21 protein-coding genes are annotated in these 25668 nt (G+C 74.0%); 2 read left to right on the top strand and 19 right to left on the bottom strand.

Annotation, left to right across the window (positions count from 1 at the left end; translation table 11 throughout):
* Position 1 precedes the first annotated feature (1 nt).
* Positions 2–931 carry a Rossmann-like and DUF2520 domain-containing protein gene (locus ABD671_RS03370; RefSeq protein WP_344731812.1) on the bottom strand — a complete coding sequence of 310 codons (930 nt, stop codon included), beginning with the start codon at positions 929–931 and terminating at the stop codon, positions 2–4.
* A gap of 372 nt (positions 932–1303) precedes the next feature.
* Here ABD671_RS03370 and ispD point away from each other — a divergent pair, with 372 nt between their 5' ends.
* On the top strand, positions 1304–2731 hold the full coding sequence (ispD, locus tag ABD671_RS03375) for a 2-C-methyl-D-erythritol 4-phosphate cytidylyltransferase (protein WP_344731813.1): 1428 nt from the start codon (positions 1304–1306) through the stop codon (positions 2729–2731).
* 10 nt (positions 2732–2741) lie between these two features.
* Here the strand turns inward: ispD and ABD671_RS03380 are convergent, their stop codons facing one another.
* Positions 2742–3881, bottom strand: a complete 1140-nt coding sequence (locus tag ABD671_RS03380) for a hypothetical protein (RefSeq protein ID WP_344731814.1) — start codon at positions 3879–3881, stop codon at positions 2742–2744.
* 189 nt (positions 3882–4070) lie between these two features.
* Between ABD671_RS03380 and ABD671_RS03385 the strand changes: the two genes are divergently transcribed.
* Positions 4071–4985 carry a hypothetical protein gene (locus ABD671_RS03385; protein WP_344731815.1) on the top strand — a complete coding sequence of 305 codons (915 nt, stop codon included), beginning with the start codon at positions 4071–4073 and terminating at the stop codon, positions 4983–4985.
* A gap of 37 nt (positions 4986–5022) precedes the next feature.
* Here the strand turns inward: ABD671_RS03385 and ABD671_RS03390 are convergent, their stop codons facing one another.
* The 17 genes from ABD671_RS03390 to dacB form a co-directional block, all read right to left on the bottom strand.
* Positions 5023–6036: a sulfotransferase family protein gene (locus tag ABD671_RS03390; RefSeq protein ID WP_344731816.1), complete on the bottom strand. Its 1014-nt coding sequence runs from the start codon at positions 6034–6036 to the stop codon at positions 5023–5025.
* Positions 6036–7013, bottom strand: coding sequence for a sulfotransferase family protein (locus ABD671_RS03395; RefSeq protein WP_344731817.1), 978 nt, complete (start codon positions 7011–7013; stop codon positions 6036–6038). Before ABD671_RS03395 ends, ABD671_RS03390 begins: the two co-directional genes overlap by 1 nt.
* A 13-nt stretch (positions 7014–7026) precedes the next feature.
* Positions 7027–10581, bottom strand: coding sequence for a bifunctional glycosyltransferase/CDP-glycerol:glycerophosphate glycerophosphotransferase (locus ABD671_RS03400; protein WP_344731818.1), 3555 nt, complete (start codon positions 10579–10581; stop codon positions 7027–7029).
* Positions 10582–10739: 158 nt separating this feature from the next.
* Positions 10740–13811 (bottom strand): CDP-glycerol glycerophosphotransferase family protein, encoded by a 3072-nt coding sequence (locus tag ABD671_RS03405; protein ID WP_344731819.1) that lies wholly within the window; start codon positions 13809–13811, stop codon positions 10740–10742.
* 134 nt (positions 13812–13945) lie between these two features.
* Positions 13946–15037 (bottom strand): GNAT family N-acetyltransferase, encoded by a 1092-nt coding sequence (locus ABD671_RS03410; protein ID WP_344731820.1) that lies wholly within the window; start codon positions 15035–15037, stop codon positions 13946–13948.
* Positions 15038–15223: 186 nt separating this feature from the next.
* Positions 15224–15877, bottom strand: coding sequence for a hypothetical protein (locus ABD671_RS03415; protein ID WP_344731821.1), 654 nt, complete (start codon positions 15875–15877; stop codon positions 15224–15226).
* Positions 15878–15886: 9 nt separating this feature from the next.
* Positions 15887–16393, bottom strand: a complete 507-nt coding sequence (locus ABD671_RS03420) for a DUF3180 domain-containing protein (protein ID WP_344731822.1) — start codon at positions 16391–16393, stop codon at positions 15887–15889.
* Between the two features lie 7 nt (positions 16394–16400).
* Positions 16401–16970 carry a 2-amino-4-hydroxy-6-hydroxymethyldihydropteridine diphosphokinase gene (gene folK / locus ABD671_RS03425; RefSeq protein ID WP_344731823.1) on the bottom strand — a complete coding sequence of 190 codons (570 nt, stop codon included), beginning with the start codon at positions 16968–16970 and terminating at the stop codon, positions 16401–16403.
* Between the two features lie 2 nt (positions 16971–16972).
* Positions 16973–17341, bottom strand: coding sequence for a dihydroneopterin aldolase (gene folB / locus ABD671_RS03430; RefSeq protein WP_344731824.1), 369 nt, complete (start codon positions 17339–17341; stop codon positions 16973–16975).
* The gene (gene folP / locus ABD671_RS03435; RefSeq protein WP_344731959.1) at positions 17338–18261 is read right to left on the bottom strand and encodes a dihydropteroate synthase; all 924 of its coding nucleotides are present in this window, start codon (positions 18259–18261) and stop codon (positions 17338–17340) included. Before folP ends, folB begins: the two co-directional genes overlap by 4 nt.
* 90 nt (positions 18262–18351) lie before the next feature.
* Complete coding sequence (gene folE, locus ABD671_RS03440) at positions 18352–18975, bottom strand: GTP cyclohydrolase I FolE (protein WP_344731825.1); 624 nt, start codon at positions 18973–18975, stop codon at positions 18352–18354.
* A gap of 173 nt (positions 18976–19148) precedes the next feature.
* Positions 19149–21221, bottom strand: a complete 2073-nt coding sequence (gene ftsH, locus ABD671_RS03445) for an ATP-dependent zinc metalloprotease FtsH (protein WP_344731826.1) — start codon at positions 21219–21221, stop codon at positions 19149–19151.
* A 198-nt stretch (positions 21222–21419) separates the two neighbouring features.
* Positions 21420–21971 (bottom strand): hypoxanthine phosphoribosyltransferase, encoded by a 552-nt coding sequence (hpt, locus tag ABD671_RS03450; RefSeq protein WP_344731827.1) that lies wholly within the window; start codon positions 21969–21971, stop codon positions 21420–21422.
* Positions 21972–21989: 18 nt separating this feature from the next.
* Entirely contained in the window at positions 21990–22790 is an 801-nt protein-coding gene (locus ABD671_RS03455) for an Ig-like domain repeat protein (protein WP_344731828.1), read from the bottom strand.
* 101 nt (positions 22791–22891) lie between these two features.
* Positions 22892–23905 carry a tRNA lysidine(34) synthetase TilS gene (gene tilS / locus ABD671_RS03460; protein ID WP_344731829.1) on the bottom strand — a complete coding sequence of 338 codons (1014 nt, stop codon included), beginning with the start codon at positions 23903–23905 and terminating at the stop codon, positions 22892–22894.
* Positions 23906–23912: 7 nt separating this feature from the next.
* Complete coding sequence (locus tag ABD671_RS03465) at positions 23913–24971, bottom strand: zinc-dependent metalloprotease (protein ID WP_344731830.1); 1059 nt, start codon at positions 24969–24971, stop codon at positions 23913–23915.
* A gap of 10 nt (positions 24972–24981) precedes the next feature.
* Positions 24982–25668, bottom strand: a 687-nt coding sequence (gene dacB, locus ABD671_RS03470; RefSeq protein ID WP_344731831.1) for a D-alanyl-D-alanine carboxypeptidase/D-alanyl-D-alanine endopeptidase, incomplete at its 5' end; no start/stop codon positions are given.

Below are 25668 nucleotides of genomic sequence, written 5' to 3' on the forward strand. Positions count from 1 at the left end.
CTCAGCCGATCCGGAAGCGGTGGGCGGTGCGCACGTCGGCCCCGGCCACGCGACCGGTCTCGGCGACGGCGGCGTCCAGCAGCTCGCTGATGCGGGCGGCTCGCAGCGGCAGCAGGCGACCGTCGCCGACGGCGCGGTCGAGGGTGGCGCGGGCCATCGCGACATAGGACGGCAACGTGTGCGGCGCGTTGGCCAGGACGTCGTCGAGGTGGGCGCGCACGGTGTTGACGTCGCCGCGGACGATGGGGCCGGTCAGGGCGGCGTCGCCGTGGTTCAGCGCGTTGTCGAGGGCGGCGGTGAGCAGCGGGCGCAAGGTGCCGGCCGGGTCGGTGGCGCCGGCCGCCGCGAGGATCTCCATCGCCTCGCTCACCAGCGTGACCAGGTGGTTGGCGCCGTGCGCGAGGCCGGCGTGGTAGAGCGTGCGCATCTCCTCGGGTACCCACATCGGGCGCCCGCCGAGGGCGGCGACGAGCTCCTCGGCCATCGCCCGCTCGGCGACACCGGCGGTGAGGCCGAAGACGCAACCGCCGAGACGGTCGAGGTCGACGTCGGTGCCGGTGAAGGTCATGGCCGGGTGCATGGCGATGACGCGGGCGCCGATCGCGGCGGCCGGCTCGAGGACCGCCAGGCCGTGGCGACCCGAGGTGTGGACGACGTACTGACCCTCGCGCAGTGCTCCGCTGTCGGCCAGCACGCGCACCACGTTGCCCAGCATGTCGTCGGGCACCGTGAGCAGCAGGACGTCGCAGGAGCGCGCGACGGCGCTCGGCTTGAGGTTCGCGACCCCGGGAAGCAGGGCGTCGATGCGGGCGAGCGAGGCGTCGGAGTCGCCGGCGGCCGCGGTGATCTCGTGCCCGGCGTCGCGCAGCGCCGCGGCCAGGACGGCACCGACGCGACCCGCGCCGACGACGCCCACCTGGAAGGAGGACATGGGGACCCTTTCGTTCCAGTCCCTCCGACCACCCGTCGCCCGGAGGCGGCGGGCCGGTGTGGGTACCGGACTTCGCCCGTTGTGTCAGGAGTGTTGACCACGGTACGCCGACGGTTACGGCCGCGTCACCGGAAGCGGAGTGTGACCTGGGTCATCCGGGGTGGGGGGTGGGTGGGCCGGGGCCGGGGCCGGGGGCCAGTTTCCCCGGCCGGCCGGGGAAACTTGCCGTCGCAGGCTCGGATCCGGTCCGACACGGCCAGTTTCGCCTGTCCGACCCGGCCGTGCGCCGGCTCCGGCGTCCCGTCGGCCCGCATCGGGACGCCGTCCCGCCGGTGCGGGCGCCGCGGTGCCGGTCTGCCACAATCCCCACCCATGAGCGCCGAGGCCACACCCCCTGCCCGCCCCCTGCGCAATGTCGCGGTCCTGCTCGCGGGCGGCGTCGGCACCCGGGTCGGTCTCGACATCCCCAAGCAGCTCATCAAGGTCGCCGGCAAGACGCTGCTCGAGCACACCCTCGGCGTGCTCCACGACCACCCCGAGGTCGACGAGGTGCTCATCATGATGGCGCCGGGCCACCTCGACGCCGTCCGCGCGATCCTGCGCAGCGGCCAGTACCCGAAGGTCGTCGACGTGCTCGAGGGCGGCGAGACCCGCAACGACACCACGTTGAAGGCGCTCGAGCGCATCGGCGAGGAGGACTGCCACGTGCTCTTCCACGACGCCGTCCGCCCGCTCGTGACCGCGCGCATCGTCAGCGAGTGCTTCGAGGCGCTGCGCACCTACAGCGCCGTCGACGTGGCGATCCCCTCGGCCGACACGATCATCGAGGTCGCCGAGGACAACACGATCAAGGAGATCCCGCCGCGCGCGGCCCTGCGCCGCGGGCAGACCCCGCAGGCGTTCCGCGCGAGCGTCATCCGGGCCGCCTACGCGAAGGCCGTCGAGGACCCCGCCTTCGTCGCCACCGACGACTGCACCGTGGTGCTGCGCTACCTGCCCGAGGAGCCGATCTGGGTGGTGCAGGGCGACGAGCGCAACATGAAGGTCACCGAGCCGATCGACGTCTACCTGGCCGACAAGCTCTTCCAGCTCACCAGCAACGACGCGCCCGCCCCCTCCACCGAGGAGGAGTACCGCGCCGCCCTCGCCGGCCGCACGATGGTCGTCTTCGGCGGCAGCTACGGCATCGGCGCCGACATCGTCGAGCTCGCCCGCGAGCTGGGCGCCGAGGTCTTCAGCTTCAGCCGCTCGGCCACCGGCACCCACGTCGAGAAGCGGGCCGACGTCGAGGCCGCCGCCAAGCAGGCGCTGGCCGCGACGGGGCGCATCGACTACGTGGTCAACACCGCCGGCGTGCTGCCGCGCGGCGACCTGCTGGAGACCAGCGAGGAGACCATCTACGCGGCCACCGAGATCAACTACCTCGCGCCGGTCTTCATCGCCCAGGTCTTCTTCCCCCACCTCAAGGCCACCGGCGGCTCGCTGCTGCTGTTCACCTCCAGCAGCTACACCCGCGGCCGCAAGGGCTACAGCCTCTACTCCTCGGCGAAGGCGGCCACGGTCAACCTCACCCAGGCCCTGGCCGACGAGTGGGCCGAGGACGCCGTCCGGGTCAACTGCATCAACCCCGAGCGCACCGCCACGCCGATGCGCACCAAGGCGTTCGGCCAGGAGCCCGCCGGGTCGCTGCTGGAGTCCGAGCTGGTCGCCCGCACGTCGCTGGACGTGCTGATCTCCACCCACACCGGCCACGTCGTCGACGTCCGCAAGGACGACCCGCTGGCCCTCGTGGAGTCCTGAGCCGGGCCGGTCAGTCCTCGTCGTCGGCGTCGGCGTCCCCGGCGGCGTCGGGGTCGGCGGGGTCGTCGGCCTCGGACGGCGTCCCGAGCCCGGGCACCGCGTCGACGGTGGCCCGCACCATCGCCTCGAGGGCGAGTGCGGCCTCGGCCATGCTCAACGGCGGCAGCTGCTCGGGATCGCCCTGCGCGATCTCGGCCCGCGGCATGAGGTGCACCGGATCGCCCAGCACGTTCACCCCCGCCTCGGCGACGGCGGCGGCGAAGGCGGTGCTCAGCTCCGCGACCTTCTCGGCCGCCCAGGCCGGGAAGGGCGGCACCTTGGGTCCGGACGGGCCGGTCTCGCGGAAGCCCCGGATCAGACCGCGCTGGATCCACGGGTCGCGCTCGCGGCGGTCGACACCGCGGCGCTCGAAGGCGAGGTGCGCGGCACGGACAGCCTCGACCTGGGCCCAGGAGAGGCTCTCGTTGGAGCCGCCGGCAGGCGCCTGGAGCAGTCCCTCGGGGAGTTCGAGGAGCCGCTCGAAGACCCGCAGCACGTAGTCGCGCGATCCGTCGCCGACGATGAGGGTGAACCGCTCGGACGGCACCACCTCGGCCCAGTTGGGCAGGTAGCGACGCGGGTCGTGGGCACGCCAGACGTTGATCCACTCGAACCCGTGTCCGTCGGGACCCTCGGGCCGCTCGTCGGCGAGCACCACCTCGAGCCAGTCGGGCCAGGAGAGCGTGACGCCGGCCTTGACCCGCTCCTGCCACTGCGAGGGCAGGTAGGAGGCGAGCGGTCGGGCCACGGCCACGAGGTGGACGGCGTCGCCGCCGAGGTCGTCGACGATGCGGCGACGCTGCTCGCGGTTCGCGCGACCGAAGTCCTCGTTGGAGACGACGACGCGGCCCTCGGCCGCGGCGACCTCGGCCGCCAACCGGCGCCAGAGCTTCTCGTCGGGACGCGCGACGCCGTACCGCTTGCCCGGCAGGCCGATCGACCAGCCGGCGAACTTCGGCCGCCGGTTGCGGCCCGCGTAGTGGACGCCGTGCTCGGCGAGCGCCGGCCGCACCTGGTGGAAGGCCACCTGCACGGCGGTGCTGCCGGTCTTGTGCGGGCCGATGTGGAGGAGGCGACCACCGGACGGGATCGGGCGGACGGCGTCGCTCATGGGTCGGGACCGTAGCAGAGCAGCCGACCCCCTCCGACGTTCGGAGGGACGGTCCCCGAGCGCTGCTCCGATACGATGCGGCCCGACCGGGCTCCCCACGTCGCCGCCCCCACCCGGGCGCCGGGGCCGCGGTCCTCGCGGCCGGACGACCGACTCGTCCGGACACCGCCGACCAGGAGCACAGGAGCCATGACGCGCAGCCCGCAGCACCTCATCCGCACCCGCATGGAGCGGCGCCTCGCCGCCCTGGAGGAGGCGGAGCACACCACCCCGATCACCTTCTCGATCGTCGGGGTGCAGAAGGGCGCGACGAGCACCGTCTTCCGCATGCTCGCTCGGCACCGGCTCATCGCAGCCGGGCCAGAGAAAGAGATGCGGCACTTCATGAACGAGAAGCAGGACTGGAGCGCACCCGACCTCTCCGACTACCGGCGTCCGGCCCGGCATCCGCGCCAGCGGGTGGCCGGCGACGCCACCCCCGAGTACGTCTTCTGGCCCCACGCCCTGGAGCGGATGGCCGCCTACGACGCCTCGATGCCGATCATCGCCAGCTTCCGCGACCCGATCGAGCGGGCCTTCTCCCAGTGGTCGATGGAGCGTTCGCGCGACGTGGACTTCCCCGACCTGCCGGTCACCATCGAGGAATGGGCCTCGGCCGAGCTCCCCGCCGAGATCCCCGCGGGCCTCTCGCCCTACGAGTACCGCCGCCGATCGCTGTACGTGCGCGGCCTCTACGGCCAGCAGCTCGAGCGCGGCTACCGCTCGTTCCCGCGCGAGCAGTGGCTCTCCCTCGACTTCCGCGAGGTCACCGGCAAGCCGGAGGCGACCCTCGATCGGCTCACCGACCACCTCGGACTCCCGCGGTTCAAGGCCTATCCCGAGGCGCTGCACCGCAACCAGACGCCGACCGTCAACACCGGCGCGAGCCCGACCGTCGAGCACATCGAGGCCCTCGTGCGCACCTTCGCCGACGACCTGCGGCTCTTCGCCGAGCTGTCCGGCGTCGACGTCAGCGGCTGGCCGACGGTGCGCGCGGCGGCGGGCGAGCTCGACCTGCGGGAGTTCCGCGACCGGCTCGTCGGCAAGCTCGGCCTGCCGCTCTGATCGAGCCCGACCGGACCGTCGGTCCGGTCGATACCGCTCAGCGGCGTCCGAACCAGCCGCGCTTGGCGGGAGCGTCCGCTGCGGCCGCGGCCGCTGCCTCCTCCGCGGCGGCACGGGCCTGGGCGGCGCCCTCCTCCTGACCGGTGCGGCGGGCCTCCTCGATGGCGTCGTGGCTGACCGCCGCCGCCTCGCGCAGCAGCTGCTCGTAGCGGACGGCGGCGTCGTCCATCGCCGCGGACGCCGCAGCGTCGACGCCGTGCCCGTCGGCGAGCACCTGGAGCCGCCCCCAGACCTCCTCGGCGAGCTCGACGATCGCCGGCGGCACGTCGAGGTCGTCCCACCGCACGCGGTGGCGGCGCAGGTCGGGGTCGATGAACTCGTCGACCGCCGCCCCGCCGGCGCCGTCGATCGGGGCGCCGTAGCGCAGGCCGAGGTCGTGCTCGAGACCGGTGAGCACGGGGCGCCAGTCCTCGAGGAGGTCCTCGTAGCGTACGAACGCGCGGCCGAAGGGCCGCGTCTCCCGCTCGTTGACCAGCGAGTTGTTGATCCACCGGGTCACCGAGAAGATCTCGTACCGCCGCCGGGCGTGCTCGTCGGCGTTCTCGGAGGTGTAGTAGGTGGCACGGCTGCCGACGACCTCGGCGGGGTGGCGCAGCATCGAGACGCAGCGCATCTCCAGGTCGAACTCGGCGGCCACCTCGGCCCACAGTGCCTGGGTCCAGACGGTGCGGGGGTCCTTGACGACGATCTGGTCGCTCTGCGCGACCTGCTCGGCCAGGAAGGCGCGCAGCTCGGCGCGGTCGGCGTCGGTGATCGCGGCGCGCACGCGGCCGAGCGCGGCCGGGCGGGAGTCGAACTCGTTGATGCCGGCGGCGCGGGTGATGCGTTTGTGGAAGCGCACCGCCCACTTCGACTCGTAGAAGCCCTTGGGGTTCGACTCGTTGGCGCCCAGGTAGGGCCCCGGCACGAAGAGACCGAGGTGGTGGAAGGTGCCCGACATCGTGCTGGTGCCGCTGCGGCCGGTGCCGGTGATCAGGACGAGGGTGCCCATCAGCCGATCACCCCGGTGGCGGTCTCGGTGGCGGTCTCGGTGCCAGTCCCGGTGGTGAGGTCGGCGGCAGCGGTGCGACCGGCCCGGCGCGCGTCCCGGACGCGGCGCTTGATGTGCGCGGAGGCGATGGCGAGGGCGTCGTCGTGCGCCCGCTGGTAGTCGGACCGGATCACGGTCAGCAGCTCCTCGAGGTCGGGACCGGCGGTGCCGTCGGCGAGCGAGCCGAGGGCGTCGTACGTGCGATCGCCGAGGTCGGCGAGGAGGGCGGGCACCGGCAGGTCCCGCCATCCGGCCTCCCGGCGGCGCAGGCTGGGGTCGATGAAGTCGTCGATGGGGTGCGGATCGGCGGTGGGCTCGGGGTCGAGGGCCAGGCCCAGCTCGTCGCGCACCCGCGCGATCTGCGGTCGCCACTCGGCGGTGAGGTCGGGGTAGCGGACGAACGCCCGCGGGGAGCCCTGGGTGAGCTGCTCGGTGATCAGGGCGGTGTTGATCCAGCCCGCGACAGCGCTCACCTGCTGGGAGTCGTAGAACTCGGCCCGACTGGAGGAGACCTCCGAGGGGTGGCGCAGCATGACGACGAAGCCGGGGTCCTCCCCCAGGTCGTGGGCGACCTCGCGCCACAGCCGCGTGAACCACACCAGCCGCGGGTCCTTCACGACGATCCGCTCGTGCCGCGCCAACTGCCGGCCGAGCCAGGTGCGCAGCCGGGTGCGGACGCCGTCCGCGCTCGTCACGCGCTCCATCGCCTCCAGCACCGCCGGATCGCCGTCCAGGGTGCGCACCCCCGCCTTGCGGAGCAGGCGGGTGTGCAGGTCGACGACCCACTGCGGTTCGAAGAAGCCGAGCGGGTTGGTGGCATCGCCCTCGATCGCACGCGGCACGTGGTAGCCGCACTGGGCCAGCGCACCGGCCATCGTGCTGGTGCCGCTGCGCCCCGGGCCGACGACGACGGCGATGCGACGCTCTGCACCAGGCACGGCGCTCACCCTCTCACGCGTCGCCGCGCGGCACGAACACCGCGTCGACGAACCGCTCGGCGGCGCGACCGTCGTCGAGGTCGAGGAAGTCGGCGCGGAAACGCTCGTACGGCTCGGCGTAGGTGCGGGCGAGGACGTCGAGGTCGCGCAGCGCGTCGACGACCTGCTCGGTCGTGTCGAGCAGGGGCCCGGGCGCGGTCGGCTCGAAGTCGAAGAGCCAGCCGCGGGTGTCCTTGTAGCGCTGGAGGTCGGGCACGTGGAAGACCATCGGTTTGCCCGTGACGCCGTAGTCGAACCGCAGCGAGGAGTAGTCGACGATCGCGGCGTCCGAGGCGAGGTAGAGGTCGGAGACCTCGGGGTAGTCGGTGACCTCGATGCAGCGCGGGACGCCGGCCACCCGCTGGTCGGTGCGCGCGTTGAAGGCGTGCCCGCGGACGAGGAAGACGTACTCCTCGCCGAGGGCCTCGGTGGCGAGACGGAAGTCGAAGAACTCCGGCATGATCGCGCGGGTGTCGGCCTCGGCGAGGTAGTCGCGGAAGGTCGGCGCGTAGAGCACGGCCTTCTGGTCGGGGCGGATGCCGAGCACCTCGCGGACCGTCTCGCGCAGCTGCGGTGCCTCGGCGGAGTTCAGGACGTCGTTGCGCGGGTAGCCGATCTCGAGCACCGTGCCCGGGTAGTTGAACTCGGTGGTCAGCAGCGGGGTCGCGTACCGGGCTGGCGAGACCAGGTAGTCCCAGTCGGCCGCGCGGGCGTCGTAGGCGTCGATGCGGGCCTGGGAGAACTGGATGTTGCGCCAGTGCCGGTGACCCATGAGCTTGAACGGGTAGCCGTGGAAGGTCTGGATGAGCACCTGGCCGGGCGCCTTCACGTGGTACTCCGGCTGGTACATGTTGTCGAGGTAGTACTGCGCGGAGAAGAGCAGCTCGAACCACCGCGGGCTGTTGACGATGACCGGGATGCCGCCGTCGGGCAGCGGGATCGAGTGGTCCTGCACGGCCCAGTAGACCGGCAGGTCGGAGCCCCGACGGGCGAGCTCCTTCTGGATCGAGACACCGGAGTCGGTGGCGCTCTCCCCGAAGTAGGAGCGCACCAGGAGACCCCGCTCGAGACCGCTGCGCACCGGGCCGCGGCGACGCATGAGGTGCTGCTGGTACTGGCCGCGGCCCTCACCCAGCGGTCGCAGGATCGTGAGCCGGACGCCGGAGCCGGGACCGCGCACCACCCGGCCCTCCAACTCGCCGGTGGCGATCGGCAACGGCAGGGAGTCGCCGAGCTCCTGGGAGGTCAGCAGCGGGACGACGTGCGAGGTGTCGCCCTGCGGCCCCGCGAGCGAGAGGCGGACGTCGTGGTCGCCGGTGGACAGCGGCAGCGCCCCGAAGCGGTAGCGGGCGTGCCGCAGCGCGAGCCGCGCCTCGAAGCGCCCGTCGACGACCGGCACCTCCTCGCCCTCGACCGACATCCGCTTGTTCGTGGTGACCAGGCGCAGCCGGGTCGCGTTCGCGCCGTGCACCCGACCGCGCACCGTCAGCACGCCGTCCGCGCCGATCTCGACGTGGTCGGCGTGGGCGCCCCACGACCAGCGGGTCACCTGGGTGCCGCCGGTGCGGGCGGTTCCCACCGCCAGGGTGCCCCCGGTGTGCGGCGGGACGGCGTCGGGCAGCGGCAGCAGTTCGAGGCGCTGTCCGCGACCGGTCCAGCCCTGGAGCTGCCAGGTGACGTGGCGGCCCGGCTCGGGGGTGTCGTCGGGGACGACGACGGTGAAGGTGCGGCCCTCGGCGTCGGCAGCGCCCCAGCGGGCCTCGACGACACGGCGGCCGGCGGCGAGGGTGACCCGGCCGACCCGAGCCAGGTCGGCGGCCGCCACGGTGCCGCTCAGGGTGTCGCCGTCCAGGCCGAGCCGGACGAGGGCCGCGCCGCTGCTGTCGGAGCGCAGGCGCAGCACCTGCTGGTAGGACCATTCGGCGAGCACCCGGCGTCCGCGGCCCAGCGTGAGCGCGGGGATGTGGCCCGCGGCGCCCGAGCGCACGAGCCGGGTCACCGGCCGCTCGGCCATCAGCCCGGCGGACTCGACCCGCAGCCAGACCTCCCACGCGGCGTCACCGGCCTCGATCAGGCCGGTGAGGTCGATCTCGACCCCGAAGCGTCCGGGGCGGTAGTCGCACCACAGGTCGTCGCGCGGCGGAGGGTAGGACGACTCGGGACGATGGGCCGCGACGAACCCGTGCTCGGCGCCCGTGGCCGGATCGCGCAGCAGCACCGTGACGGTCTGCTCGCGCTGGGAGAGGTCGACCTTGCGCAGGTAGGCCCAGCCGGCCAGGTAGCAGGCCAGGCCGCCGTCCTCGCGGCGCACCCAGTGCACGTTCTCGACGGCGTGGGAGACGCGGACGTGCTCGGGGTGGATGACGAACAGGTCGGGGTCGAGCTCGGGGTCGTCGTGGAAGGGGATCTCGAGGCGGATGCCCTCGGGCCCGGCCACCGCCGGCCAGTTCTCCGACTTCACGCCGTCGCGGCGCACGAGCTCCTGCGCCTCGGCGCGGCGTCCGTCGAGGGCGAGGCGCACCAGCACGCGCTGGGCGACCGAGGTGCCCCGCCACACCTCGGGCGAGGCGTCGACCGCGAGTTCGCGGATGGCGTCGGTGAGCTCGGTCCAGTAGGTGTCGTCGACGGTGCCGGTGCTCTGGAGGTACCACTGGAAGTGGGCCTCGAAGAGGGTCGCGAGCCAGCCGTCGTAGCCGGCCGGGGAGAGCACGCGCCGGAACGACTCGGCGGAGAGCCGCCAGGCCTCGATGCGATCGCGCAGGTCCTTCAGGGACGCCGTCTGCTGGCTGATGGAGCTCTTGTCGTCGCGCTGGCGGTACCGGTAGACGATGTCGGGCAGGACGTCGATCGAACGGGCCGCGGCGAACAGCTCGGTGATGATCGGCTGGTCCTCGTAGGCCACGCCCTCGCGGAACTCCAGGCCCTGCGCCGTGTAGAAGTCGCGCCGGAACAGCTTGTTCCACGTGTAGAGGTTGCGCAGCAGCGGCAGGAAGTCGTCGAGCACGATGCCGGTGCGTCGCACGCGATGCACCTCGTCGACCCAGCTCGGCGCCCAGCTGTTGCGGCTGTCGAAGCGCTCGACCGAGCCGCACACGATGTCGGCGCCGCTCTGCCGGGCGCTGCCGACCAGGACGGAGAGCGCGTGCGAGGGCAGGACGTCGTCGGAGTCGACGAATGTGAGGTAGCGGCCCGTGGCCTCGCGCACGCCGGTGTTGCGGGCCGCGCCGAGGCCGCCGTTCGGGCGCTCGACGACCCGCAGCCGCGGGTCGCGGGCGGCGTACTCGTCGGCGATGCGCCGCGAGCCGTCGAGCGAGCCGTCGTCGACGAGGATCGCCTCGAAGTCGACGAAGCTCTGCGCCAGCACGGAGTCCAGACACTCCGCGAGGTACTTCTCCACGCCGTAGAACGGGATGATCACGCTGATCTCGGGTCCGCGTCGCGACACCCGACGGGCCCGGTCGCGGGCAGCACGCGCGCCGCGCCAGGCCACCGCCGTCGCCCGCTGCCGCAGGTGGGCGGCCCGACTCACGAGCAGGCTCCGGTCGGCCGCGGAGCCGGGAGGGCCATGGCGACGGGCACGGAGGGATGGGCGGGCCCGGGGCGGCGGTGGTCGTCGGACGGGCGGCGCATGGCCGACATGCTACGAGTCGGTAGCCCTCGGGCTCACCACGGTCCGCGTGGAGCCGATCACGCGCCGGCGTCCGGCAGCATCGCGAGCAGGCCGTCGACCACGCGCGCGGTCGCGGCGCCGTCCTGGTAGGGGTGGTAACGGGCGTTGAAGGCCTCGATCGCCGGCGTCCACGCGGCGCGCAGCGCGGGGAGGTCGCGCAGGTGCGCGACGACCTCGCCGGTCGACGCCACGAGCGGACCGGGGGCGGAGTCCTCGAAGGGGTAGAGGAACTGGCGGGTGCCGCGGGCGTACTCCTCCAGGTCGGGCACCAGGAAGACCGAGGGCACGCCGGCCAGCGCGACGTCGAAGCGCAGCGAGGAGTAGTCGAGCACGGCGGCGTCGGCGGCCAGCACGAGGTCGTTGATCTCCGGGTAGGCCGTCACGTCGACCACGCGGGCCCCCGCGGGTCCGCGGACGCCGGCGGGGCGGTGGAACCGGTGGCCGCGCAGCAGGAGCACGTAGCGCTCCCCCAGCGCCTGCGCGGCAGCGGCGACGTCGAGGTGGTCGGCGAACTCGGCGCGGCGGGCGCGGACGGCGAGCTGCTCGCGCCAGGTGGGGGCGTAGAGCACCGCCACGCGGTCGTCGTCGATGCCGAGCAGGGCCCGGGTGCGGGAGCGGGTCAGCGGCGCGTCGGGGGCGGTGAGCGCGTCGTCGCGCGGGTAGCCGTGCTCGAACGCCGGCCCGTCGTAGTCGTACTGCTCGCGGTAGTGGCGGGTCATCTCGGGGGTGGGGGTGAGGATGACGCCCCAGGTGTCGACGCCGCGGGCCCGCAGGTCGGCGATGCGGCTCGGCGGATGGTCCTTCGCCTCCCACTGGCCGCGTCCCATGCCCTTGCTGGGGTAGCCGTGGAAGGTCTGGAGCACCACCTGGCCCTCCCGGCGGCGGAACCACAGCTCGACGTCGGTGTTGAGCACGAGGGCCCCGGCGGTCGCGATCGTGTCGTACCAGTCGGCCGAGCGCAGCAGCACGCGCTCGGCGCCCGGCGGCGTCCAGCGGCTGTGGTCGGCGATCCCCCAGACGGTGCGCAGGTCGGGACGGCGCCGGCGCAGCTCGTCGTGCACCGGGAGGGCGCTGTCGGTGGCCGAGGCGCCGACGTAGGTCTCGAAGTAGACGGTGCGCCGGTCGAGGGGGCGCTCGACCAGCCGGTAGCGGTCGACGAGCCGCTGCTGGTGGTACGGCCCGAGCTCGTCGGCGGCCAGGGGCGCGGCGACCTGCACCTGGAGGCCGCCGTAGGGCCCGCGGCGCAGGGTGAGGCGATGGTGCGGGGTACGCAGCTCGAGCGGCAGGCGCGCCTCCAGCTCGGGCGTGAGCAGCGGGGTTCCGGCCGCGGCCTGGAGGCGCTGGACGCCGTCGGGCAGCGGCTGTTCGCGACCGAACAGGGTGGTGCGCAGCGGCAGGCACGCCCCGTTCGAGGCCGGGCCGGCGCTCGCGAGCGGCACGTCGCGGTCATCGAGGAGCCGCAGCGTCGTGAGGTCGCCGGTGCCGCCGACCATCAGCGCGTCGCCCTCGACGGCGACGGTGGCCAGGGTGACGCCGGCGTCGATGCGCGGGGGCTCGGGGGCGGGGCTCGGTGTCAGGTCGAGGACCGCGACCCGGCGCACCCCGCCGACCCGGACGCCGACTCCGATCGTCGAGCGGTCGGCCGGCACCCGGGCCTGCACCCGCAGCGCCGCCTGGCGGCGGGCGGACTCCGGGCTCACCTCGGCACCGAGCACCTCGGCGCCGGGGTCGTCGAGATCGAGCTCGGCGGGGCGGTCGTCGGCCGCGAGATCGAGGTGCTCGACGGCGACATCGAGGTCGACCAGGTCGCCGACCCGGCGCAGCAGCCGGGCACGCGCCGGCGTCTCGGCGTCGTCCAGCACCAGGAGCGGGTGGTCGCGCAGGTCGTCGGGCAGCTCGGGCCAGGCCGCGATCACCCGATCGCCGTCGACGCGGGTCGGTACCACGCCCTCCTCACGACGATGTGCGATCGCGAGACTCTCGGCATCGGGACGGCGTCCGGTGGCCGTGAGCAGCGCGACCAGACGCGTCGCGACGTCACGCGAGCGGCCCGGCGGCAGCAGGCGGCGCGCGGCCTCCGGTCGCAGCGAGGCCCAGGAGTCGGCGTCGACGCGCTCGAGGTCGGCCAGGAACGCCGCGAGCGCCTCGTCGGCCACGTGGCGTGCCCAGGCGTCGGCGAGCGGACCGGCGGGCCAGGTCGCGTCGAGCGCGGCCCAGCGGGCCAACGCGGGCGCCCACGCGGGCCAGACGCTCGGGGTCGCCCCGAACGCCCGGTGCCCGTGCTCGGGGGCGATCTCGACCACCGGCCGGTCGACGACCGCGCTGGCCGGGTCGGCCGCGAGCAGCCGGGCGAGGGCGGGCGCCACCAGCCACGGATCGGCGGGCGTGGACGACGGATCGCAGGCGGGCCGGGGAAGGTGGGTCTCGGCCTCGACGAAGGAGCACCGACGCCCGCGCCACAACGCGGTCTCGACCAGGGTGGCGGGGACGGCGAGATCGCCGACGGTCCAGGGACGCTCCGAGACCGGCCGGATGCCGGTGTCGTCGGAGGGGTGGGCCCGCTCCTGCGCCTGCGCGAGCCACCGCACGGGTTCGCCGCGTTGCTGCCAGCGTGCGCGCACGACGCGGGCGCCGCCGGCGGAGGCCGCGACGAGCGCCTCGATGGCCTCGGGCGCCGGCACGTCGCAGGCTCGCCACCAGCAGATCCAGTGGCCGTGGGCGGTCCGCGCGGCGCGGTCGGCGGCCTCGACCCAGGTCGGTGCGGCGGGGAGCAGGCGCCAGCGCGGATCGTCGTCGGCCACCTCGCTGCGCAGCGCCACGCCGACCCCGGCGCCCACGGGGGCGATCAGCACCTCGCGCAGCGGCCACGTCTGCGCCGCCACCGCGGCGCGGGCGCGTTCCCACCAGGGGAGGTCGCGGTCCTCGACGAGCAGGACGATCGTGACCAGCGGCGGCACCCGGCGTCCGGACGCCGCGGCGGCGTCGCGGCCCGCCGGGGTACCGCGCAGGGCGGCGGTGTACGCGCGCCACCAGACCGCCGGCGGGAGGGCCCGCGCACCGACGCGGGCGAGGCGGGGCCGGGGTCGCACGCGGGTCAGCCTAACGACGCCGTCGCCGGCGTCCGGCCGACCACCCGGTGGGGCGGGGCTCAGCCTGGATCCACCGGTGCGCCGCGTAGCGAGCGGCGCTGTCGCGCAGTAGCGGAGAACCGGTGGATGCAGGCTCAGCCGGGCAGGAGGTCGCCGACGACGACGTGCCGGTGCCAGGACTCGGTGACGTAGCGGGTGCGCCAGCCGAGGTCGAGGTAGAGCCGGTCGGCCCCGGTCGAGGAGTCGGCGTCGACCTCCAGGCCGACCCGGTCGTGGCCGCGGCGGGAGGCGTCGGCCACGATCGTGGCGAGCAGGCCGCGGGCGACGCCGCGACCTCGTGCCGCGGAGCGGACGCCGAGGTAGGAGACGTAGGAGCCGCCCGGGCCGGTGCCGCCCTCGCTGAGGGTGCCGACCAGGGCTCCGACGGGCTCGGGGTGCTCGCCGTCGACGATCTCCGCGAGCCACCACTGGTGCCACGCGTGCCCGGGATCCTCCTCGAGACGGTGCACGAACTCCTCGAAGGTCTCCTCGCGGCCGTTGAAGTGGTCGCGGAACGCCTCCTCCAGCACGAGATGGACGGCGCGCAGATCGGCCTCGGCGGGACGCTCGCCGTCCGAGAGCCGGCGGAAGCGGACGCCGCGGTCGGACCAGGCGTCGGGGTCGGGGACGAGCTCGGTCTCGCCGGCCTCGACCGGGCGGCTCATCTGCCACCAGCGACGGACGCGCTCGAACCCGGCGCCGCGCAGCCAGTGCTCCTGGCGTCGGTCGCCCTCGAAGGCGCCGGTGTCGATCTGCTGGACGGCGAGACCGCGGGCCTCGCCGACGCTGCGGGCCTGGGCCTCGGCCCACACCAGGAGCAGGTCGGAGCACGCGTCGGCCAGCGCCCCCTCCAGGGAGCGGTCGACGATGTGGACGAACAGCATGCGCCCGCCGGCCCGGTCGTGGACGCTGCCCCAGGCGCGGATGTCGCCGGCGGCGTCGCGGACGACGAGGTTCTCGCGCATGCGCAGCCCGTGCTCGGAGACCTCGACCAGGACGTCGTCGACGCCCGAGCCCGGCCAGCCGCGGCCGTGTCGCTCGTGGTCGCGCAGCAACCGGGTCAGCGCGGCGACGTCGAAGCGGTCGGCGGGGTCGGGGGCACCGACCTGCCAGCCCGCCGGGAGCCCCGGGACCTCGGGCAGCAGCTCGGCGGGATCGGACGCGAAACGGGACTCCTCGGGGATCACGTCGGGTCAGCCTCCCCGGGCCGACGGGCCCGACAAACCCCCTGTGACGCGTCACTCCTGGGGGTGAGGGCCGGGGCCGAGGCGTCCCACCCGTCACAGGCGACGGGCGAAGCCGGATGTTGTGGGGCGAAACTTCGCCCATCAACATCAGGTTTCCCCGGCTGACCGGGGAAACCTGCCGCCGGCTCAGGCGTGCTTGCGCTGCCCCAGCCGCGCCTCGGCGGCGTGCCAGGCGGCGGTGACGGTGTCGAGCTCGGCGCGCAGGACGTCGAGCTCCTGCTCGAGCTCGGCCAGGCGCACGATCGCGGTGGAGGCGCGCTCCTCGGCGGCGTCGAGGGAGGCCACCAGGATGCGGCCCTCGGCCTCGAGCTCGTCGGCACGCCGGTTGGCCGCGGTGAGCCCGCGCTGGGCGTCGGCCGCCTGACGCTGGACGGTCGCCAGCGCACCTTCGAGGTCGCGCAGCGACTGCTCGCGCTCGGCGATCTCGACGGAGAGCCGCGCGACGGCGCGGTCGAGGTCGTCGGCGTGCTCGGACGAGCGGGTCTCGGCGAGACGGCGGTAGGCCTGCGCCTGCTCGGCCCGGTCGCGGTTGGCGTCGCGCCGCGACTGCACGAGCTCGGCGTAGGTGATGCGGGTGGCCGCGGCCCCCAGGACGACGGCGGCGGCGCCGGCCAGGACGAGCGGGAGCACCGCGCCGGCGGCCGCGGCCCCGGCGACGACGAGCACGGCGAGACCCAGGAGGGCCGTGGCGACGCTCAGGCGTGCACTGCGCTGGCGGCGGCGGGAGCGCTCGCTCGCGTCAGTGACGGGTGTGACGGGAGTGACCCCTGGGGAAGACATGCTGCGACATTACGACTCCTCGTCGTCCCCGCGGACGCGACACGCACGCTCGAGGAAGAACCCGGCCACCACGATCCCGAGCGCGGCCAGCGCCGCGAGGCCCGAGCGGATGGCCCGCTGGTCGGCCAGTTCGGCCGAGAGGCCGAGCCAGCTGACCGCGTACCCGCCGTAGGCGCCGCCGATGAGCGAGCCGACGTAGACCGCCGCCCGGCCCAGGGCGAGCCGGTTGACGGCCCGGTGGGCCTCCATCGGCTCGCGGTGCACCTGCAGCCACCGGTGGGTCTGCCGGGCGGTCAGGGCGATCGCGACGGCGAAGAACGCCAGCGTCACCGGCTGGGCCCACGACGGCACCGGTGCGGTGGTGTCGGTGGCCTCGGCGATCCGGCCGTACCCCCAGCCGGCCACCAGCCCGAGGACGACGCAGAGCGTCGCCCCCCACGGCGAGGCGGGCCGGATGGTGCCCTCGGGGTCCTCCCCGGACGGTTCCGGGGTCGGAGGGGGCAGCTCCCCCCTCACCGGGCGCTCACCCGCGGTCGAGCACCAGGTCGGTGCGCGGCTCGACCCCGTCGAGGCCGATCCGGGCGAGCAGGTCGGCGATCGGGCCGTGATCGGGCAGCTCGGCGTCGGGCTCGAGGTCGAACCACGGCTTGAGGACGAAGGCGCGCTCGGCGGCCCGCGGGTGCGGGAGGCGCAGCGCCGGGTCGTCGCTGCGCCGGTCGCCGACGACGATGAGGTCGACGTCGAGGGTGCGCGGGGCGTTGGCGACCTCGCCGCGCTCGCGGTCGTAGGCGTCCTCGATGGCCTGGGCGCGGTCGAGCAGACGCGCGGCCGACAGCGTGGTGTCGACGAGGACGACGGCGTTGAGGAAGGCCTCCGAGCCCGGCGGGCAGTTCAGCGGCTGGGTCTCGTAGACCGGGGACACGCCGGTGACCCACACGTCGGGGGTGTCGGCGATCGCGTCGACGGCGCCCTGGAGGGCCGCGAGCCGGTCGCCGAGGTTCGACCCGAGGGAGAGCACCGCCCGGCGGATCGGCCGCATCTCCCCGGTCAGGGTGTCTGCGTCGATGATGTGCGGGTTGGGGGTCTCGGTCACGTCTAGCCCTCGCGTCGTCGTGTGATCGTCAAGGCGACGTCACGGAACGTCGTCTCGATGGGTGCCTCCGGCTTGTGGACCGTGACCCGGGCCCATTCAACACGTGGCGCCAAGAGGCAGACCTCCGCGATGCGCTGGGCCAGGGTCTCGATCAGGTCGACCGGATCGTTCTCCACGGCGGCCTTCACCGCCATCACGAGACTCCCGTAGTCGGCAGTGTCGTGCAAGTCGTCGGACGCCGCCGCGGGACGGGTGTCGGTGCCGAGCACGAGGTCGATCACGAAGGTCTGGCCCTCGCGCTTCTCGAACTCGAAGACGCCGTGGTGACCCCGGCATTCGATGCCGTAGACCGCCAGTTCGTCGAGACTCACCGCTCGTTCTCCTTCGTCGGTGTCGGTGACGGCGCAGGAGCCCGGGCGGCCCCCTCGCCGATCGCATCATGCCCTGCCCCGCCGACAGCGGCGGCAGGGGGTGGGACGGCGGCCTCGGGCGCACCGCCGAGCCGTTCCCAGGCGGCGAGGGCGTCGCAGGTGGCGCGGACGTCGTGCACCCGCACCCCCCACACCCCGGCCGCCGCGAGGTGCAGCACGAGCGCCAGATGCGCCGCCTCGCGCCCCGCCGGCGGTCGCGGGACGCCGTCCGGACCGGCCAGCAGCGCCCCGAGGAACGACTTGCGGCTGGCGCCGATCAGCAACGGGCGCCCGAGGCCGGCGAGCCGGTCGAGCGCGCGCAGCAGCTCCCAGTTCTGCTCCCCCGTCTTGGCGAACCCGAGGCCAGGGTCGAGCACGAGCCGATCGGGGTGCACGCCGGCGTCGAGCACCGCCTCGACCCGGGCACCGAGCTCGTCGAGCACGCCGCCGACGACGCCGTCGGGGCCGTCGTAGACGGCGAAGTCGGCCATCCGCTCGGCGTGCGCGCGCCAGTGCATCGCGATGTAGCCGGCGTCGGCCTCGGCCACGACCCGCAGGATCGCGGGGTCGGCCAGACCGCCGGACACGTCGTTGACGATGCGGGCTCCGGCCGCGAGCGCCGCCTCGGCGACCTCGGCCCGCATCGTGTCGACCGAGACCACCGCGCCGTGCTCGGCGAGCGCGGTGATGACCGGCACCACCCGGGCCAGCTCCTCGGCCACCACCGGACGGGTGGCACCGGGACGCGTCGACTCCCCGCCGATGTCGAGCACGTCGGCCCCGTCGGCGAGGAGCTCGAGACCGTGCCGGATGGCCTCATCGGTCTCGAGGTAGCGCCCGCCGTCGGAGAAGGAGTCCGGGGTGACGTTGACGACGCCCATGACGAGGGGGCGTCGACGTCCGGCGTGCGTCACCTGCGGCGTTCCTCGTCGTGCGGGGTCGGGCGGGGGTCGTGCGTCGGCCGGCGCAGGTCAGTGCGTGCCGCGGATGAGCGCCATCGCCTCGCCCCGGGTCGCGGCGTTGTGCAGGATGCCACGGACGGCGGAGGTGATGGTGCGGGCGCCGGCCTTGCGGACGCCGCGCATCGTCATGCACAGGTGCTCGGCCTCGATGACCACGATGACGCCGCGCGCCTCGAGGATCTCCATCAGCGCGTCGGCGACCTGGGTGGTGAGCCGCTCCTGCACCTGCGGGCGCTTGGCGTAGACGTCGACGAGCCGGGCGAGCTTGGAGAGCCCGGTGATCTTGCCGGAGGCCGCCGGGATGTAGCCGACGTGCGCGACGCCGGTGAAGGGCACCAGGTGGTGCTCGCACATCGACCACAGCTCGATGTCGCGCACCAGCACCATCTCGTCGTGGCCGAGGTCGAAGGTGGTCGAGAGGACCTCCTCCGGGGTCTGGCGCAGCCCCTGGGTGAGCTCGGCGTAGGCCCGCGCCACGCGGGCGGGGGTGTCGAGGAGACCCTCGCGGGTGGGGTCCTCACCGATCGCGTACAGCAGCTCGCGCACGGCGGCCTCGGCACGCTCGTGGTCGAACTCGCGGATGATCTGGGGCTCCGCCTCGGGGCGGAGGGGGCGGATGGGGGACGTCGTCATCGTGGACATTCCTCGCTGCCGGGCTCGTCGCTGAGCCGTGGGTGGTGGGTGTGGCGGCGGGCGACGCCGACCGGTGGCCGACGGCGATGGTGCTGTGACGCGGTCGTGCTGTGGATCGTTGGAGCAGTGACGCGATGGAGCAGTGACGCTGGTCGGGACGGTCGCGGGTCGGATCAGTCGTGGGTCGGGGTGCCCGGCGCCGGCGGTGCGGGCGGGTTCGGGTAGGTCGGCGGGGTGACGCCGCCGTGGACGTCGCCGCCCGGGCCCGGCGGGGTCACGACCGCGCCGGCACCGGTCTGCGGGGCGACGCCGTTGGCGTGGGCCCGCTCGCGGATGAACGCCGGGATCTCGACCGCGGGACGGTCGGAGGGACGGCGGTTCGGCGAGCCGGTCCAGGCCGGGCGCTCGGGACGCCGCTTGAGCGGCTCGAAGATCCGGGCGATCTGGGCCTTGTCGAGGGTCTCCTTGTCGAGCAGCTCGAGCACGAGCGCGTCGAGCACCTCGCGGTTCTCCTCCAGGATGTCGAAGGCCTCCTGGTGGGCGGCGGCGAGGAGCTGCTTGGTCTCCTCGTCGACGATCGCGGCGACGTCCTCGGAGTAGTTGCGCGAGTGGCCGAGGTCGCGACCCAGGAACGGCTCGGAGTTGGAGTCGCCGAGCTTGATCGCGCCCAGGCGCTCGGTCATGCCGTACTGGGTGACCATCGCGCGGGCCAGGTTGGTGGCCTTCTCGATGTCGTTGCCGGCGCCGGTGGTGGGGTCGTGGAAGATCATCTCCTCCGCGGCCCGGCCGCCCAGCATGTAGGCGAGGGAGTCGAGCATCTGCGAGCGCGTCTGGGAGTACTTGTCCTCGTCGGGCAGCACCATCGTGTAGCCGAGGGCGCGACCACGCGGCAGGATCGTGATCTTGTGCACCGGGTCGGTGCCGGGCAGGGCCGCGGCCACCAGGGCGTGCCCGCCCTCGTGGTAGGCCGTGATGAGCTTCTCCTTCTCGCTCATCAGGCGGGTGCGCCGCTGCGGGCCGGCGATGACGCGGTCGATGGCCTCGTCGAGAGCCGGGTTGGTGATCAGCTTCTGGCTCGAGCGGGCGGTGAGCAGCGCCGCCTCGTTGAGCACGTTGGCCAGGTCGGCACCGGTGAAGCCGGGCGTGCGCCGTGCCACCGACATGAGGTCGATGTCGGGCGACATCGGCTTGCCGCGCGAGTGCACCTGCAGGATCTTGTGGCGTCCGGCGAGGTCGGGGGCGTCGACCTGGATCTGGCGGTCGAAGCGGCCCGGGCGCAGCAGCGCCGGGTCGAGGACGTCGGGACGGTTGGTCGCGGCGATGAGGATGACGCCGCCGCGCACGTCGAAGCCGTCCATCTCGACCAGCAGCTGGTTGAGGGTCTGCTCGCGCTCGTCGTGACCGCCGCCCATGCCGGCGCCGCGGTGGCGGCCGACGGCGTCGATCTCGTCGATGAAGACGATCGCCGGAGCGTTCTCCTTCGCCTGCTCGAACAGGTCGCGCACCCGGCTGGCACCGACGCCGACGAACATCTCGACGAAGTCCGAACCGGAGATCGAGTAGAACGGGACGCCCGCCTCGCCGGCGACGGCGCGCGCGAGCAGGGTCTTGCCGGTTCCCGGCGGACCGTAGAGCAGCACGCCCTTGGGGATCTTCGCGCCGACGGCCTGGAACTTGGCGGGCTCCTGGAGGAACTCCTTGATCTCGCCGAGCTCCTCGATGGCCTCCTCGCAGCCGGCGACGTCGGAGAACGTCGTCTTCGGCATGTCCTTGGAGATGAGCTTGGCGCGGGACTTCGCGAACTGCATGACGCCGCGTCCGCCGCCGCCCTGCATGTTGTTCAGCAGCCAGAGGAAGACGATGAAGATGATGACGATCGGCAGGACCGAGAACAGGAAGCTGCCCAGCAGGCTCGGCTTCGCGATGTCGGTCTTGACCTCATCGATCGTGCCCTTGTCGTACTGCTGGATCGCCGCGCTGTAGATCGCGGACTGGGTGCCGGGGATCCACTGCGTGGTGACGTCGGCGCCCTCGGAGCGGACGCCGTCGTCGAGGACCGCCTTGATGCGCTGGTCGCCCGCGACGAACGTGATGTCCTTGACCTGGCCCTTGACGATGTAGTCGTTCATCTGGGAGGCGGGGATCTCGTCGCCACCGCTGTTGGGCGTCAGGTACTGCAGGGCGAGCAGCACGCCCACCACGGCCAGGACGATCCACAACCAGGGACCCTTGACGATGCGCTTCACAGTCTTCTCTCGACGGGTACGACGCTCGGACACCGGACAGTGCCGGCACCACGACGGTACAGGCGGGCGACAACGGAGCACCATTCCGGTGACCGTCGGGGGCCGGCCGGGAGCCTTGCTCCCGCGGCGGGCGCGCAGGCCGCTCGGACCCCGGGACGGGTCACCGGTCGGACCTTCGGACGGACCTGCGGACGGGCCTCAGGAGTAGACGTGCGGGGCGAGCGTGGCGATGTCGCGCAGGTTGCGGTAGCGCTCGCGGAAGTCCAGGCCGTAGCCCACCACGAAGTGGTTGGGGATGTCCCACCCGACGTACTTCACCTCGACCGGCATCGTCAGCGCCTCGGGCTTGCGCAGCAGGGTGCAGATCTCCACGCTCGCGGGGTTGCGCGAGCCGAGGTTGGAGGTCAGCCACGACAGCGTGAGCCCGGTGTCGATGATCTCGTCGACGATGACGACGTGCCGCCCCGAGATGTCGGCGTCGAGGTCCTTGAGGATGCGGACGACGCCGCTGGACTTGGTGCCCGACCCGTAGGAGGAGACCGCCATCCAGTCCATCTCGACGTGCCGGTCGAGGGCCCGCGCGAGGTCGGCCATGACCATGACCGCCCCGCGCAGGATCCCGACGATGACGAGATCCTTGCCCTCGTAGTCCTGCTCGATCTCGCGGGCGAGCTCGGCCAGGCGGGCCTGGATCTGGGCCTCGGTGAAGAGCACCGAGACGAGGTCGCTCTCGACGTGGTCGACGTCCATGGGCGAGACCCTAGGTCATCACCAGGCGGAGGTGACCACCCGGGCGGCCTGCGCGGTGACCCGGCCGCGGTGGTAGCGGCTCACGACCAGCATCAGCCGCTGCGAGGCCGAGCCGAGCACGAGGTCGTCGCCGGTGTAGCGCACCTGGAGCAGGTGGACGCCGCGGCGCAGCTGGCCGAGGGAGAGCACGGCACGGCCGTGACGGTTCGGACGCAGGGCGGTCGAGGCCACGGTGCGGCCGGCGTCGACGACCGAGAGGGTGCCGGTGGGCCGGTCGGTGGCGCTGGAGGTCACCGCGACCCGCACCAGCACGTCGTCCGCGGTGCTGACCCGGTCGTCGACGAGGCTGGCGGTGGTGCGGCTCACCGCCGGACGGCGCTTGATCACCAGGTCGCCGAGCGCGGCGCCGTGACGCCGGGTGACGACGACGTCCTCGACCGTGCCCGAGCGGTAGCCCGCCTTGGAGAGGCGGATCGTGTAGTCGCCGGGGCCGACCTCGAGGAAGAAGTAGCCGTGCTGCGGGCCGCTGTCCCACGCCGAGGCGTAGGTGAAGGCGCTCGCGGCGACGTCGCCGTCGGCGTCGACGGCCTCGACCAGGACGTCGTCGATCGCCCGTCCGCTCTGGTCCCACACCACGCCCTGGATGAGGCGGGTCGCCGCGGCGTCGGCGGGTGCGGCCACGAGGCCGACGGCGCCGAAGAGCACCGCAAGCGCCAGCAGCGGCGCCATCAGGGCGATCGAGAGGGTGGCGACCACGGTCGTGGCCGCGGACAGGACGGCGGACGCGACGGTGGTGAGAGCGCGCGGAAGACGGACCACGGGTGGCTCCTCGGGGGGTGATCGAGCACGAACGGGGGTTCTGCCCTCATCGGCCCTGCCGGAGCCGACCTGACCGATCCGCCGCACCGCGGCCGGGCGGTCTAGTCCGCTGCAGGCTCGCCGGGCTCCCCCGACGCCGCGATCACCCGGACGACGCCGTCCGTGCGCACACCGCGCCGATGACCGGGCAGGTCGATCCACTTCTGGCCCCGCCACCCCAGCACGAGGGAGTCGAGGGCGACGACGTGCTCGTGGAACAGCTCCGAGGCCGGCGACCCGGCCTCGAGCGCGAGGCGGCGCAGCACGCGGCGCCGCAGGGCGGTCGGCTCGGCCGCGAGCGCCTCGGCCGCGATGCCGCCGTCGGGCCCGAGGAGTCGGGCGTAGGCGGCGTCGGCGAGGTCGTCGAGGAGGTCGGCGTCCGCGCGCAGCTGCTCGGCCGTGCGGGCCAACGCGGCGGCGACCCCGGGGCCGATCTGCTCCTCGAGCACGGGCAGCACCCGGGTGCGCACCCGGACCCGGGCGTACCCGGGGTCGGCGTTGTGGGGGTCGTCCCACACCTCGAGGCCCTCGACCTGGCAGGCGGTGACGGTGTCGTCGCGGGCCACCCCGAGGAGCGGACGCCGGAAGACCTCGAACGAGGCGCGCATGCCGGCCAGCGACCTGGCCCCCGACCCGCGGGCCAGGCCGAGGAGCACGGTCTCCGCCTGGTCGTCGCGGGTGTGCCCGAGCAGGACGGCGGAGGCCCCGAAGTGCGCGGCCATCTGCTCGAGGACGGCGTAGCGCGCCCGCCGGGCGGCGTCCTCGGGGCCGGTGCCGCGGTGCTCGACCACCACGCGCGAGGACACGGTCTCGTCGACGCCGAGGGACGCCATGAGCGCGACGGTGCGGGCGGCCTGCTCGGCCGAGCCCTCCTGGAGACCGTGGTCGACGGTGGCGCCGACGACGCGCATACCGGCCCCGCCGGCGCGGCGCGCCTCGGCGACGGTCGCGCTCAGCAGGGCGACGGAGTCGGGCCCGCCGGAACAGGCGACGAGCACGGTCGCGCCGGGCGGGAGGTCGGCGAGGCCGCGGCGCACCGCCGTCCGGACCGCCGCGACCGAGGGATGCAGGGCCACGGCGACCTCAGCCGTGGACGCGGGCGACCCAGGCGGTGGGGTCGGCGATCTCGTCGCGGGTGGGCAGCAGGGCCGGCTCGGAGAAGACGGCGTTGAAGTCGTCCATGCCGACGGTCTCGACGACGCCGCGCACGAAGCGGGCGCCGTCGCGGTACTGGGCCATCTTGGCGTCGAGGCCGAGCAGGCGGCGCAGCAGCCGGTCGAGCGCCCCGACGCCCTTGCGGCGCTGGTCGAAGCGCGAGCGGATGTGGCCGACGCTCGGGATCACCTCGGGCCCCACCTCGTCCATCACGAAGTCGGCATGACCCTCCAGCAGCGACATCACCGCGGTGACGCGGTCGAGGAGCTCGCGCTGCGCGGGCGAGGAGAACATCTCCATGAGGCTGCCGGTGCCGCGGCGCTGCGGGTCGGCGAGCAGCTCGCGCAGGCGGGTGAGACCGCCCTCGAGGACGGTGCCGGCGTCGCCCTCCATCGTGCCGGCGACCTCGCTGATCAGGCCGAAGAGGTGCTCGCGCATCCAGGGGACGGCGGTGAACTGCACCCGGTGGGTCTCCTCGTGCAGGCAGACCCACAGCCGGAAGTCGTGCGGGTCGACGCCCAGCTCGCGCTCGACGTGGACGATGTTGGGTGCGACCAGCAGGAGCCGGCCCGCGGGGTCGTGGAAGGGGTCGAACTGGCCGAGCACCCGGCTGGCGAGGAAGCCGAGCAGGCCGCCCACCTCGGCGCCGGTGATGCGCGAGCCGACCTTGAGGGTGAGCCCGGAGGGCGGCCTCTTCTCCGTCAGCCGCCCCACGACCGGGGTCAGGATGGTGCGGAACGCGTCGGCGTTGGCCTGCACCCACCCCGCCCGGTCGACGACGAGCACCGGAGCGGTGTTCGCGCCGGCCTCCAGGCCGGTGCAGCCGTGCACGAGCCCGGTGGAGCGGTCGGCGGCGGCACGCAGTTCGGCGACGGCGGCGTCGGCCTCCGCACGGGTGACCACCGGCCCCTGGCCGGCGATGCGGGCGCCCAGCGAGGTCGCCAGACCCCAGTCGATCATGTCGGCGGGGTCGAAGGGCGCAGCCATGGGCTCGAACCTACCCGGCGGCCGCACTCCCGCAGCGACAGGTGGCGAGGGCGGCGGCCGCCCGGTCGAGCGCGGCCCGCGCCTCCAACGTGCCCGGTCCGTCGGTGCGCACCCGGTCGGCGATGATCACGAAGACGAAGGGGACGCCGTCGGCGTCGGCGCCCACCCCGGCGTAGCCGGAGACGCCGGTGAGCGTGCCGGTCTTCGCCCGGATCACGCCGCGCCCGGCGGGCGCCACCTGGTCGAAGCGGGCCGCCAGCGAGCCGGAGAAGCCGGCGACGGGCAGCCCGTCGAGCAGCGAGCGCAGCGGCGAGTCGGCGGACGCCGTCGCCACCGCGCGCAGCAGCGCGACGAAGGTGTCGGCGCCGATGAGGTCGCGCCGCGACAGCCCGCTGCCGTCGAGCTGGCGTTCGGGCAGGGGCACGTCGAGGCGCCGCAGCACGCTCGCGACCCCGGCCAGCCCGGCGGCGGTCGAGCCCTCGCGCGAGGCCGCGAGTCCGACCTGGCGCAGCATCGCCTCGGCGGCCTCGTTGTCGCTGTACTCCAGCAGGTGCTCGACCTGCTCGCCGACCGGCGCGCTCTCGACCGCGGCCACCGGGACGGCGTCCTCGGCTGCCCGGCCGGCGGCGACCGTGCCGCTCACCCGGACGCCCGCCACCTTCAACGCCGCCGCGAAGCGGTCGGGGGGCGGCGCGGG

The organism is Nocardioides fonticola (assembly GCF_039536805.1).
GTDB classification, from domain to species: domain Bacteria; phylum Actinomycetota; class Actinomycetes; order Propionibacteriales; family Nocardioidaceae; genus Nocardioides; species Nocardioides fonticola.